The sequence below is a fragment of the Bacteroides sp. Ga6A2 genome, from assembly GCF_000702225.1.
Classification (GTDB): Bacteria; Bacteroidota; Bacteroidia; order Bacteroidales; family Bacteroidaceae; genus Ga6A1.
The window spans coordinates 18996-31859 of the sequence record NZ_JNKX01000045.1 but is presented as its reverse complement, the minus strand read 5'-3'; the positions used below and the strand labels follow the sequence as shown (position 1 = coordinate 31859).

Below are 12864 nucleotides of genomic sequence, written 5' to 3'. Positions count from 1 at the left end.
TAATAACTAAAGTTCAGACTATAGCCAAAGCCTTCCTCGACTTCACTCTTGTCGGACACTGCATCGTCCAGCGACGTGCTACGATTCTATGTTCAGACTCTAAAGACTTTAAAAGGAGGGCGGACGAAGGTCTTGCTAACGATATAGTCAGACGGCTTACCTAGCGACACAATGCTCTCGCCCTCCACGGCCACAATCTCTAGCGAAACTACAAAATTGTTGCCGCATGAACTAAATTTATACGATGTTTAACATCGGACATTTAGAACATTATCTATAATCCGATGCAAAGGTAAGAGCGACCATAGGTCGAGCGACAAATTCGGCAGAACGGTAGAGAAAATCAACTCTGCTGATGAACTATATAAAAAATTATCAGAAAGAGAGTAATTTGAAAAAATATTTAAATTAGAAACTTTTGAAGAATGAAATTAATAGAAATCTTACAACATCGTAGTGAACTTGGTGGTATACCGATAAATAACGGTTTTGCTTATTTTAGAAAGAAGGGCAAAAAAGAAAATGAAACAATCATTTGTAAGGCCCGATTGAATGATTTCCTAATTATTGAAAAATATAGTTACGAAGGCGATATTGGTTACAAATGGATTGGAGATTGTTTACTGATTTTCGATTACGAAAAAAATGAAGTGCATTTTTTTTTATTGCCTGAATTTAAGGAGGTCTTAGAAGTATTTTGTGATGATATATATACATTTGATGTCTATGACTGTTCTTGTTATATATTTCTGTATAACAAAAACTTAGTCTTCAAATATAACAAAACCACTTGCGGCGTGACAAAGATGATGAATTCTATTGGAGAATTTGATATTTGTTATGATAAGAATAGTTTTTGGGTTTGCAAAGATTATCACAACTTGTACATTCTTGAGATGAAGAATGATGCTATGGAGATTATTCTTCATATAGCAATAGATGATGTTTTCCCAGAAGAAGAAGTTCAAAAGATTTATTCAGATTATACTTCTCGTGAAATGCGATTGTACAAGATAATGCCGTATGAAGATGACATGATTATTGTAACATCGGTTGGTATAGTCCGAATGACAATGTGTGGAAAAATAGTTTGGAAAACTATATACATGGCATACCGTTCAATGCAAATTATAGGTCATTATGGGTATGAAAGCTATAATTCTATTTTTTATCGTATAGACTTGGACAACGGAGAGCTTTGTTTGTATGATTATAATGGCGAACTTCCCCCTCTTTCAATAAATGGGCACGAGGTTAGACCATCAGGAGATAAACTCACAATTCATAACGGTTTGCTTTGGCGCATGTTGTACGATAGCGGATTGACGCTTTTGGCGGCAATAGACCCCGAAACGGGACAGTTTAAATACTTCCACAGGTTTTACGATATTGCATACGAGAATTGTGTGCCAAAGTTTATTGACGGAAAGATTTATCTTTACGATGTAATTACAAGCGTTCTTCACGTTCTCGAAGAGGTTGAAGGCGAGCCGGAAAAGACATTCTGCGGTGTTCCGATGTCAGAAACCGAATTGGAGAAGGTCGATATAACAAAGAAGGTAAACAACAAGAAGCCAGCCCCAACCTACGAAGATAGCGATATTCCGTTGTTCGAAGAAATAAAGCAGGTGGCGCACATTGAGCACGCTTGCGTCCTCGATGCCGAGTGCATCGACAGCCTCGAAGACTATTCCAACCTTATTGTCGATATTCTCTCGCTTGCCGATGTCCGCAAGTTCACCATTGTTGAGCACACGTTGAGCGGCAGCATCAGTTTGAAGAAAGGCAGAAAGGCAGTCGAGTTCACTCCTGACGGAAGCGACTATATAGATACAGATGCATTGTTAAAGGCTTTCAACGAGTTCCTGCCAATCTGCGGCGTAAAAGGCAAAATCTTCTCGCTCTGGATGCCCGACATGCTCCAAGCCGAAATGTTCTTCTATACCGAGGATACCGAAGCCGTAGAAAAATATTCAGCCGAAAATCTCCAAACCGACGAAGCCGTAGACTTTGAGGATATGAAGGGCGAGATAAAATGGTAGCTTGCCTTTGCTTAGCCAATTTGTAGTTTGGGGCACTTCCCGTTCTGCGGAATTTGCCGCTCGACCTATGGTCGCTTCGGTTTCCCCCGTCCTGCCGAATTTGCAATTCCGCAGCATCAAAATACGCGAGTATGCAACTCGCCTTGTCGCTGTGCGACAAGATGTTATGTATAAAACGGTACTTGTGTGATACGGATTTTTTTAGCGGTGGGAATTACAAATTCCCGATTTTGCTCAAGCCGAATTCGGAAATTCGGCTGAACGGTGGAGTCCCTTCGGTAGCAAGCGAACAAAGTTCGAACGTCGAATTCGGCTTGATATTCAGTTCAATAAATCGGCTAAAATAGGAGGGAATTCGCTTTGCCAACAAACTCCCTCCGAACGGGCTGACGTAAGCGCTCTTATAGCGGATATTCGTCGTAGGCAAAGAGCGTTGTGGAGAGATAGCGTTCGCCCGTGTCGGGAAAGAGCGTGACGATGTTCTTTCCGTTGTTCTCGGACTTCTGCGCTATTATCTGTGCGGCGCGCGCCACCGCTCCCGAGCTGATGCCAAGCAGGAGACCCTCTTTTGTGGCAAGTTCGCGGCTGGCAACGATGGCTTCGTCGTTGTCTATGTCGAGGACATCGTCTATAAAATTCTCGTTGTACGTCTTTGGAATGAAGCCTGCGCCAATACCCTGAATTTTATGCGGGCCGCTTGGCTTGCCGTTAAGTACCGCCGATGTGCTCGGCTCAACGGCATACACCTTTATCTTTGAGTTCTGCGATTTCAGGAATCGGGCTATGCCGCTAACTGTTCCGCCTGTTCCGACGCCGGCAATGAAGATGTCTATGTTGCCGCCCGTCTGCTGCCACAGTTCAGGGCCTGTTGTCTCGAAGTGGCAGTTTGGGTTTGCCTTGTTTTCGAACTGTTGCAGAATGATGGAGTTGGGAATGGCATCGTGCAGCCTCTTCGCCGCCTTTATCGAGCCAACCATTCCGTCCTTGCCGTCGGTAAGAACAACTTCTGCGCCGTAGGCCTTTACGATGTTGCGGCGTTCTATCGACATCGTCTCGGGCATCGTGAGTATGAGATGATAGCCTTTTACGGCACATACAAGCGCGAGACCTATTCCGGTGTTGCCCGATGTTGGCTCAATTATCGTGTCGCCGGCGTTTAGCACGCCCTTCTTCTCGGCATCTTCAATCATGGCAAGGGCTATGCGGTCTTTCACGCTCCTGCCCGGGTTGAACGATTCGATCTTTGCCACAATCGGGTTTACTATTCCGCTGTCTGCCGAGAATCTGTTGAGCCTAAGGAGTGGCGTTCTGCCAATTATTTCGGTAAGAGAATTTGCTATGCTCATGGTTTTTTCTGATTAGATTTTTTTAAGAGAATGCTCCGTTAAGGTATCGCTTTGTAAGTTCTTTCTGCGGATTGTTGAAGACCTCTTGCGCCGTGCCCTGTTCAATAACCTCGCCAAGATACATGAAGATTACGTTGTCGGCAATTCGCTGCGCCTGCTGGAGCGTGTGCGTAACGATTACGATGGTGTAGTCGCGTTTTAGGTCGACGAAAAGTTGCTCTACCTTTTTTGATGAAATAGGGTCGAGAGCCGATGTACTCTCGTCAGCCAGCAGAACCGACGGCTCGACGGCGAGCGAGCGCGCCAGACACAGACGTTGCTGCTGTCCGCCCGACAGACGCGATGCCGGCGTGTGCAGACGTTCCTTAACCTCGTCCCACAGGCCGATGTTGCGCAGATAATGCTCAACAATGGCATTCAGTTTCTCCTTGTTCCTTATTCCGTGTATGCGGCATCCGTAGGCTATATTGTCGAATATAGACATAGGCAGAGGGCACGGACGCTGCGGAACAAGACCGATGTGCCGGCGAAGCTCTATCAGCTTGCTGCCGTGCGACTTTACGATGTTGTGGTTGCCAAAGAGTACGTCGCCGTCAATCTTCACGCCCTCGGTCGTGTCGATGATGCGGTTGAAGGTTCGCAGAAGCGTACTCTTTCCGCAGCCCGACGGACCGATGATACATGTTATCTTGTTCTTCGGAATAGTTACGTTCACATCTTTAAGTATATGAACATCGCCGATGTGGATGTTCAGGTTTCTGACCTCCAGACCGTTGTGCTCGATTTTGTCGAATTTTTGTGTTGGGTTAAAATCTTTCATTGTCGTTTTATTATGTTTTTTCGGTGCAAAAATAGGCATAAAAAACATTGCTGTCAATAACATAAATATGCTATGCTTATGGCTATTCATGGCGATTGTATGTGTGTTGCCGTATGTCTACCTTTGCAACCAAAATCAGTAATAAAGAAAGATAATGATTAGTATCATTTTAACATTACACAATCAGGAAAAGAGCATTATCTCGGCACTCCAGTCGCTTGTGGCGCAAACCGTGCAGCAATGGGAGTGCATCATAATTGATAATGCCTCGACGGATGCGAGCGAGTTTCAGGTGCGGTCGTATCTGTTCGACAGACGGATGAGATATGTCCGTCTTGATGCCGAGGTTCCGTTGTGGAGTGCCCGGCACAAGGGGCTTGAGTTGACATCGGGCGAGTGGATAGTCTACATGGACGGAGCCGATTATCTGAAATCGAACGCCCTTCAGGCTCTCTATCTCGCAGTAAAGAAGTACGGAACGCTGTGCGGCGCAAGCAACTACGCCGTGATGCGTGGTGGCGAACCTGTTCCGAATAGTTATCGCAGCGAGGGCAAGATTCAGGCGCGCGACGTGTTGAGAGGTGAGATAAGCGTGGTTACGGGCAGCAGCATCTTCAGCCGCAGCATTGCGCATCTGCCCGACTCGTGGAAGACACTCGACTTTGCCTATTCAGACCATCTGGTGGCAATATACGGCGAGGGCGGCGCACCTCTGATTAAAGTTGAACGTAAACCTTGGTGGAGGAGATGGCTATGAACTACAGAATTGCAAAAGACAAGGTTGCCGGCGGACTGATGACTGGCTTTACGCTTTTTTCGATGCTCATGGTTATTGCCATGGCTGTCGGGCTTTGGCTGAAATCATCCGACATCATTCATGAGCATACGCTTTCCGACCTCCTCACCACATCCGAGTGGAGGCCTATGAACAACAAGTTCGGATTCTTGGCATTCATCGTGGGCACGTTCTACGTTACGGGCGTTGCCATAGCCATAGCCCTGCCCATCTCGCTCCTTATGGCTATTCTGCTTACCGAATACAGTAGGAGCGTTGTGCGCAGGTACATCTATCCTCTGCTCGACATTCTGGCTTCGCTGCCGTCGGTAATCTACGGCGTGTGGGGAACGCTCGTCATCGTGCCGATAGTGAGCGATATCGTCGGTCCTGCCGTAGGTACGGTTACGTCGGGCTACACGCTGTTGTCGGGTGCGGTGGTGTTGAGCGTTATGGTTCTGCCGCTGCTCATCAGCCTTTTTGTCGAGATTTTTGGCAACGTGAGCCGCGAACTTCGCGAGGCTTCTCTGGCTCTCGGTGCAACACGTTGGCAGACAACAAAGCACATCGTTCTGCGCAAGGGACTGCCGGGCATCGTGGCGTCGGTGGTGCTTGCCGTGAGCCGTGCCCTTGGCGAAACGATAGCCGTGCTGATGGTGTGCGGAAACCTCATCATCATTCCAAATTCGCTGCTCGATGCCTGCTATCCAATTCCGGCACTTATAGCCAACAACTACGGCGAGATGCTTTCTCTGCCGCTTTACGAGTCGGCTTTGATGTTTGCCGCCTTCATCTTGTTTTTCGTCGTGCTGCTGTTTAACTTGGTGGCGCGCCTGTATCTTAAAAGCATAAAAGTAGAATGAAATACATAGAAGAATATATTTTCAGAACGCTGATGTATCTGTCGCTGCTCATCGTCTTCGGCTTTGTGGCAAGCGTTTTGTGGAGCATCTTTTCCGAAGGATTGCCGGTGCTTACTTGGGACATGGTTACGTCTCTGCCCGGCTCGGGCTTTTACATAGGCAAGGAAGGCGGCTTTCTCAACGCCATCGTGGGCTCGCTCTACATCGTTCTCGGGGCAACCGCCATCGCGCTTGTTATAAGCATTCCGGTAGTTTTCTACCTTAACGTGTATCTGAAGTCGAATTCGCGCTTTGCATACGTTGCCCGGCTGGCGTTCGATGTCCTTTTCGGAATTCCGAGCATCGTCTATGGCGCATTTGCCTTTACCATAATGATTGCCGTCGGGATAAGGGCGTCGCTCCTTGGCGGAATCATCGTAGAGACGCTGCTTATAATCCCAATCCTTATCAGAAGTATGGACGAGGTGGCGCGCAACATTCCGAAGGACTTGCTCGAGGCAGCCTATTCGCTTGGCGCAACTCGAATAGAGACCATCTGGGTTGTTGTTAGGCAGATTGCTCCGGCAATAGCCACAGCCACGCTCTTGTCGGTAGGCAGGGCGATGGGCGATGCCGCCGGAGTGATGTTTACCGCCGGATTTACCGACAACATTCCCGAATCGCTCACCGACAAGGCAGCAACGCTTCCGCTCTCAATCTTCTTCCAACTGTCCGTGCCTCAGGTCGAGGTCAGGAACAGGGCATACGCGGCGGCTGTTCTTCTTACGGCTATCATCTTGGTACTCAGTCTTTCGGGACGATTCATCATGCGCCATTTCTCGAAGAACAAAATCTGAATCATAACATATTTATGTTACATAAATGCCCTCCGAAGGCTATTTCGGGAGTGGCGATTGGAATGTAATTTTGCATCGTTGAAAGTTTGGGACTGAATGAAGGAAAAGACGGATGTTTCAGACTTAGGAACTTAATGATAAAAACAGTAAAAAGATGTCAGAAAAAATCACACATTTAAAGGAATTAGAGTCCGAGGCGATATTCGTAATCCGCGAGGTTGCTGCTCAGTTCGAGAAGCCGGTATTGCTGTTTTCGGGAGGTAAGGATTCGATTGTTATGGCTCACCTTGCATACAAGGCGTTCTATCCTGCGCCCATACCTTTTCCGTTTCTGCACATAGACACCGGTCATAACTTTGTAGAGACTATCGAGTTCAGAGACGAGTTGGTTAAACGCCTTGGCGTTAAACTGATTGTCGGCTCGGTGCAGCAGAGTATAGACGAGGGCAGAGTGGTTGAGGAGAAAGGCTACAACGCATCGCGAAACAAGTTGCAGACCGTTACGCTGCTCGACACGCTCGAAAAGTATAAGTTCGATGCCGCTCTTGGAGGTGCGCGCCGCGACGAGGAAAAGGCTCGCGCAAAGGAACGCTTCTTCAGCCATCGCGACGAGTTTGGACAATGGAATCCGAAGAACCAGCGTCCTGAGTTGTGGAACATCTTCAACGGAAAGAAGAATCTCGACGAGCATTTCCGCGTGTTCCCAATATCAAACTGGACAGAAATTGATGTTTGGCAGTACATTCTGCAAGAGAAAATAGCCCTTCCGTCGCTATACTACACTCACGAACGCGATGTGTTTGAGCGCGACGGCGTTTGGCTGGCTCACTATCCGTTTATGCAACTGAAACCTAACGAAACGGTTGTGCGCAAGCGCGTTAGATGCCGCACCATCGGCGACATAACATGTACCGGTCTAACGGTTTCAGAGGCCAACAGCCTCGAAGAGATTATCGATGAGATTGCGACAAGCCGAGTAACCGAGCGCGGCGGAAGAGCCGACGACAAACGCTCCGAAACGGCAATGGAAGACCGAAAGAAATCGGGCTATTTCTAATCAGTAACAAACAAAAAATAAGACATTACAAATGAGCGAAATAAAGAATAAGAAAAGCGGCAACGGATATCTCGACATGGAACTGTTGCGCTTTACCACCGCCGGAAGCGTGGACGACGGAAAATCCACCTTGATTGGCCGATTGCTATACGATTCAAAATCAATCTTCGAAGACCAGTTGCAGGCTGTAGAGGCGGCTTCAGAACGTCTTGGCAACGCCGAGGTTAATCTGGCTCTGCTAACCGACGGACTCCGTGCCGAGCGCGAGCAGGGAATCACGATAGATGTTGCCTACCGCTATTTTGCAACTCCTAAGCGAAAATTCATCATAGCCGACACTCCGGGACACATAGAGTACACCCGAAACATGGTTACTGGAGCATCAACCGCCGATGCAGCCATCATCTTGGTAGATGCGCGCAACGGCATAATTGAGCAGACAAAACGCCATTCTTACATCGCATCTCTGCTGAAGATTGACTATGTTGTGGTGGCGATAAACAAGATGGATCTCGTAGACTTCTCGAAGGAAGTGTACGATAATATCCGTGCCGAATATGCCAAGATTGCCGATGTGCTTGGTCTGAAGAACGTCTTCTTCATCCCTATTTCAGCCCTGAAGGGCGACAACGTCGTCAATCCGTCGGAGAATACGCCGTGGTATCAGGGCGAGACGCTCCTTCATCTGCTCGAGAACATTCCGCTAAAGCAAGGTGCCGACGAGGCACAGTTCCGCTTTCCGGTTCAGTACGTTATCCGCCCTCAAACAGCCGAGTGGCCCGATTATCGCGCCTATGCCGGCAGAATATCTGGCGGAAGGATAAAGGTTGGCGACAAGGTTACGATTCTTCCGTCGCAGACCGAATCGGTCGTGTCGCGGATAGATGAGGGTACGAATCAGGTTGATGAGGCTCGCTCGTCGCAGAGCGTAAGCATCTCGCTTGCCGACGATGTTGATGTGAGCCGCGGCAGTCTGATTGTAAAGACTAACGAACTTCCAACGGTTTCAAACCAGATTGAACTGCTTGTGTGCTGGCTCAACCATCGTCCGTTGCAGTTGCGCCAGAAGTACATCATCCGCCACACATCCGACGAACTTCAGGGCGTTGTGGGCGAGGTTGAATACAAGGTAAACATCAACACACTTGAAAATAACTTTGATGATAAAGAGGTGAAGATGAACGATATAGCAAAGATAAAGTTGAAACTGTCAAAGCCTTTGGCGTTCGATTTGTATGCCGAAAACCGCACAACAGGCTCGCTCGTGTTCATAGATGAAGGCACGAACGAAACCGTAGGCGCAGGCATGATTGTTGGATAAAACTGTTATAGAATCTATGTCAAACGAAGAAATAGTTTCACAATTAAACGAACGCTTTGCTGAAAGTACTCCCGAGGAGATTCTGGCGTACTTTCTTCCGCAATACGGCAACCGCATCGCGCTGGCATCGAGCCTCGGACTCGAAGACCAAGTGCTAACGGCAATCATCTCGAAGGTGGCAAAGAAGGTTTTGCCGCATCCCGAAGAGGTGAGAGTCTTTACAATAGACACGGGGCGGCTTTTTCCAGAGTGCTATCAGTTGATTGACAAGACAAACGACAAATACGACATAAAAATAGAAGTCTACTCGCCAAACCACGAGGGCGTTGAGCAGTATGTCCGCGAGAACGGTGTGAATGCCTTTTACCAGAGCGTAGAACTTCGCAAGGCTTGCTGCCGATGCCGAAAGATTGAGCCGCTTCTGCGCGCTCTCTCAACCCTCGACGTGTGGATTTGCGGTCTGCGTGCGTCTCAGTCTGTAACCCGAAGCAACATCGACGTGGTTGAGTGGGATGCCAACAACGGTCTGATAAAGGTCAATCCGCTGGCACGATGGAGCGAGGACGATGTGTGGAAGTACATTCGTGAGAACCGTGTGCCGTACAATAAACTGCACGACCAAGGTTTTCCGTCGATAGGCTGCCAGCCTTGTACGCGCGCCATAAGTGAGGGCGAGGACATTCGCGCCGGCCGATGGTGGTGGGAGAATCCAGAACACAAGGAGTGTGGACTTCATAAACGATAAGATTATGTATAAAATTCCAGATACATTAACACAAGATATTGACAAGTTCGGCCGCTTGTCGGGCGGCTATCGTAAAGGCGATGTTTCGCCAGTCGAGTTCAAGGCTTTCAGAGTGCCGCTTGGAGTCTATGAGCAGCGCAAGAACGAAGTCTATATGGCTCGCGTGCGCGCCACAGGCGGAGTAATCACTCCAAAGCAGCTCTTGAAGGTTATCGACATAGCCAAATCCAACGGCTCTAACCTTCTGCACATTACCACTCGCGCCGAGGTTCAGATTCTCAACCTTCAGCTCGATAGCGTTCAGACGGTTCTTCAGCAGCTTCAGTCTGTTGGACTGGCAACAAAGGGCGGCGGCGGAAATACCGTCCGCAACATTCTGGTTAGCGAGTTCTCGGGCATCAGCAACGACGAGGTGTTCGACACAACGCCATACGCCATGGCTCTTACCGATGCCGTTGTGCCCGAAAGCGATTCGTACACCATGCCGCGAAAGATGAAAATCGCCTTCTCTTCTGACGATAAATTCATAGACTACGCCGGAATAAACGATGTTGGATTGGTGGCGCAGATTAAGGACGGCCGCCGCGGATTCAAGGTCTACGTTGGCGGCGGAGCTGGCAGCAAGCCGAGCGTTGGCTGGCTCTACAAGGATTTCCTTCCGGCAGAGGATTTGTATTCACTTGTAAAAGGCTTGAAGACATTCTTCAACGAAAACGGAAACCGAAAGGATAAGTATAAAGCACGCATCCGTTTCATTTTCTATAAGTTAGGCAAGGAAGAAACGTTCCGCCTTATCGACAAGTATGTAGAGGAGGCTAAAAAGTCGGGCAAGACGCTCGATGTCCGCCCCGATGATTTTCCGCATAGCAAGGAGGGCGACAGAACCGTCGTTCTGCCGTTCAAGCTGGGCAATGTCTGGCTCGACGATGAGGCACAGCTCGATAAACTGAAGGCAATTCTTGAGTTTGCCGACAGATTCGGAAATCATACCGTACGCTTTACAACAAGGCAGAATATCCGTTTCCGCAACATTCCAGATTCGGCTTTTGCCGAGTTTGAGAAACTTCTCGACGATTTTTCTGCTGATTACCGAAAGCCGCTGGTACTCAATAATATCGTTTCGTGTACGGGAGCCGATACTTGCCGTCTTGGCATCTGTCTGTCAAAAGGACTTGCCAACGCCATTTACAAGTCGCTCGAAGATAGCGGTTTGTCTCTCGACCATCTCGACGATGCCCGCATAAACATATCGGGATGTCCAAACCTTTGCGGACAGCCTTTGTGGGCAGACCTCGGCTTTGTTGGAAAGGTTCTGCATACCGACCATGTCTATCCGGCTTATCAGGTCTATGTCGGAGCAAATTACGTCGATTCTCCAGCACTTGCCGAGAGCATCGGAAACATCGCGGCATATAATGTTCCGCGCTTTGTTGCCGACCTCGTAGCCAAGTTCAACGAGATAGCCGACCTTGCCGAGAATATCGGCGTAGAGATTAACTTCGGAAAGTGGATTCGCTCGTCGGCAGGACGCAAGACGGTTGCGAAGATTGTTGCAAAATATCAGAATGTGCCGCTCTTCAGCGAGGATAAAAACTATTATTTCGACTTCGAGAGCGATGAGGTGTTCAGCGTTACAAAGCGCGGAAAACCAGAGTGTTCTGCCGGAATATACGATATGATTACAGTAGACCAGCAGTACATCAAGGAAGCACAGGGCAAGGACGATTATGCCGTAATCTTCCACGCCAGCCGAATGTTGTTGGTTACTCGCGGACTCGACCCTCAGCAGCCGTCCGAGGTGTTCGATGCTTTCATCGAGCATTTCATCGATGCCGGATATATAGATGCGTCGTTCAAGTCGCTTGTCCTAAAGGCAAAGGCAGATGGCAAGGGCGGAACATACGACTCGGCGCAGGCAAATGCCTTGGCAGATGCCGTCAACGCCCTCTATCTCAGCATGGACGATGCGCTCCAATTCAAGAAGCCAGACGAAAAACCTTCTGCTGCTCCTCAATCAGTGGCCGAGCCAGAGACGAAAGCCGAGCCGGAGACGAAATCAGAATACACTCGCTCGAAGGATTTGCGCGGCGTTCTCTGCCCAATGAATTTCGTCCGCACAAAGCTCGAACTTGCCACGCTCAAGTCGGGCGATACGCTCGAAATTCTTCTCGACGACGGCAAGCCAATTGAGAATGTGCCGGGTTCTGTAAAACTCGAGGGACACACAGTTCTGTCGCAGACTCAGACGAGCGAGGGCTATTGGCAAGTGGTAATCAAAAAGAAATAGACATCCGTTTTATTACTGTTTTTTATTCCTAAATTTTCTCCGCGATGCTTCTTTGGTAAGTGTCGCGGAGATTTTTTTATGTTTTGGGGCTTTTTTGTAACTTGATTTTTATACTTTTGCAAAATAAGAATTTGTTTCATTTAAATCTTAATAAATATATGAGAAAAATACTATTTCTTTTAATTCTTATTTTTACATCAAGTGTAAATGCACAGACGTTTGATGAAGTTATGTTGTCTGGAACATGGAAGATTGAAAATATCACGGGAAATTTACCTTTGGGAATTACAAACTTCGAAGAGTTGGTTTTGGAAGAGACTACTTTATATGATGATAAAATTTACGATTATTGGCAGGTTGTCCCGGGTGTAATAAAAGGAGTTGTTGAAACCAATAATGCATCTTATGCTTCTTTAACTCCGCGGGATCGTTATCTTGTCGATTTCTTTATAAGTAATGGCAATAAGTTGCATATAATAGCTGATGATGCGTATTCTTTTCGTTTTATAATAGATGAATTGACAAACACATCTTTGGTGTTAAAGACATATAAGGGAGATTGTACAATTAGACTCCAAAAAGATGTAACGACACGTGTCGTGAATGTGGAGCAGAATAAAAAACGAACTTCCTCTTATGATATTAAAGGGCGAAAGATTGTTAATGAGCAATCTACTGGATTTTATATAAAAAATGGGTCTAAGTTCTTGAAATAATAGAAAAAAATCGCTTGCACATTCTCACGAGTGTACAAGCGATATTGGTTATTATG

General features: G+C 47.6%; 10 protein-coding genes and 1 pseudogene. 9 read left to right on the top strand and 2 right to left on the bottom strand.

The window, feature by feature from the left end:
- The first annotated feature begins 806 nt into the window (after window positions 1–806).
- Window positions 807–2042 carry a hypothetical protein gene (locus tag T538_RS0111600; RefSeq protein WP_155993152.1) on the top strand — a complete coding sequence of 412 codons (1236 nt, stop codon included), beginning with the start codon at window positions 807–809 and terminating at the stop codon, window positions 2040–2042.
- Between the two features lie 401 nt (window positions 2043–2443).
- On the opposite strand, the gene cysK is transcribed toward T538_RS0111600, so the two are convergent.
- Together cysK and pstB are read right to left on the bottom strand one after the other, a co-directional pair.
- The gene (gene cysK, locus T538_RS0111590) at window positions 2444–3388 is read right to left on the bottom strand and encodes a cysteine synthase A (RefSeq protein WP_031533939.1); all 945 of its coding nucleotides are present in this window, start codon (window positions 3386–3388) and stop codon (window positions 2444–2446) included.
- 22 nt (window positions 3389–3410) lie between these two features.
- Window positions 3411–4208 (bottom strand): phosphate ABC transporter ATP-binding protein PstB, encoded by a 798-nt coding sequence (gene pstB / locus T538_RS0111585; protein ID WP_051656058.1) that lies wholly within the window; start codon window positions 4206–4208, stop codon window positions 3411–3413.
- Window positions 4209–4362: 154 nt separating this feature from the next.
- Here pstB and T538_RS0111580 point away from each other — a divergent pair, with 154 nt between their 5' ends.
- From T538_RS0111580 to T538_RS0111545, 8 genes and pseudogenes are all read left to right on the top strand, one after another.
- The gene (locus T538_RS0111580; protein WP_031533941.1) at window positions 4363–4965 is read left to right on the top strand and encodes a glycosyltransferase family 2 protein; all 603 of its coding nucleotides are present in this window, start codon (window positions 4363–4365) and stop codon (window positions 4963–4965) included.
- Entirely contained in the window at window positions 4962–5846 is an 885-nt protein-coding gene (pstC, locus tag T538_RS0111575; protein WP_031533942.1) for a phosphate ABC transporter permease subunit PstC, read from the top strand. Before T538_RS0111580 ends, pstC begins: the two co-directional genes overlap by 4 nt.
- A complete protein-coding gene (locus T538_RS0111570; RefSeq protein ID WP_031533943.1) occupies window positions 5843–6682 on the top strand; it encodes a PstA family ABC transporter permease in 840 nt (279 codons plus the stop codon). The genes pstC and T538_RS0111570 overlap by 4 nt, the downstream gene beginning before the upstream one ends.
- Window positions 6683–6833: 151 nt before the next feature.
- Window positions 6834–7739: pseudogene (cysD, locus tag T538_RS0111565) on the top strand (sulfate adenylyltransferase subunit CysD); the annotation flags it as partial.
- Between the two features lie 31 nt (window positions 7740–7770).
- Entirely contained in the window at window positions 7771–9060 is a 1290-nt protein-coding gene (locus tag T538_RS0111560) for a sulfate adenylyltransferase subunit 1 (RefSeq protein WP_031533945.1), read from the top strand.
- Between the two features lie 16 nt (window positions 9061–9076).
- Window positions 9077–9805: a phosphoadenylyl-sulfate reductase gene (locus T538_RS0111555; RefSeq protein ID WP_031533946.1), complete on the top strand. Its 729-nt coding sequence runs from the start codon at window positions 9077–9079 to the stop codon at window positions 9803–9805.
- 4 nt (window positions 9806–9809) lie between these two features.
- Window positions 9810–12092, top strand: a complete 2283-nt coding sequence (locus T538_RS0111550; protein ID WP_155993150.1) for a sulfurtransferase TusA family protein — start codon at window positions 9810–9812, stop codon at window positions 12090–12092.
- 158 nt (window positions 12093–12250) lie between these two features.
- Entirely contained in the window at window positions 12251–12808 is a 558-nt protein-coding gene (locus tag T538_RS0111545) for a lipocalin family protein (RefSeq protein ID WP_031533948.1), read from the top strand.
- Window positions 12809–12864: the final 56 nt, after the last annotated feature.

Excerpts from the sequence above, each read along its gene's own strand:
- T538_RS0111600 (WP_155993152.1), top strand. The coding sequence starts at position 807 with ATGATGAATTCTATTGGAGAATTTGATATTTGTTATGATAAGAATAGT.
- cysK (WP_031533939.1), bottom strand. The coding sequence starts at position 3,388 with ATGAGCATAGCAAATTCTCTTACCGAAATAATTGGCAGAACGCCACTC.
- pstB (WP_051656058.1), bottom strand. The coding sequence starts at position 4,208 with ATGAAAGATTTTAACCCAACACAAAAATTCGACAAAATCGAGCACAAC.
- T538_RS0111580 (WP_031533941.1), top strand. The coding sequence starts at position 4,363 with ATGATTAGTATCATTTTAACATTACACAATCAGGAAAAGAGCATTATC.
- pstC (WP_031533942.1), top strand. The coding sequence starts at position 4,962 with ATGAACTACAGAATTGCAAAAGACAAGGTTGCCGGCGGACTGATGACT.
- T538_RS0111570 (WP_031533943.1), top strand. The coding sequence starts at position 5,843 with ATGAAATACATAGAAGAATATATTTTCAGAACGCTGATGTATCTGTCG.
- T538_RS0111560 (WP_031533945.1), top strand. The coding sequence starts at position 7,771 with ATGAGCGAAATAAAGAATAAGAAAAGCGGCAACGGATATCTCGACATG.
- T538_RS0111555 (WP_031533946.1), top strand. The coding sequence starts at position 9,077 with ATGTCAAACGAAGAAATAGTTTCACAATTAAACGAACGCTTTGCTGAA.
- T538_RS0111550 (WP_155993150.1), top strand. The coding sequence starts at position 9,810 with ATGTATAAAATTCCAGATACATTAACACAAGATATTGACAAGTTCGGC.
- T538_RS0111545 (WP_031533948.1), top strand. The coding sequence starts at position 12,251 with ATGAGAAAAATACTATTTCTTTTAATTCTTATTTTTACATCAAGTGTA.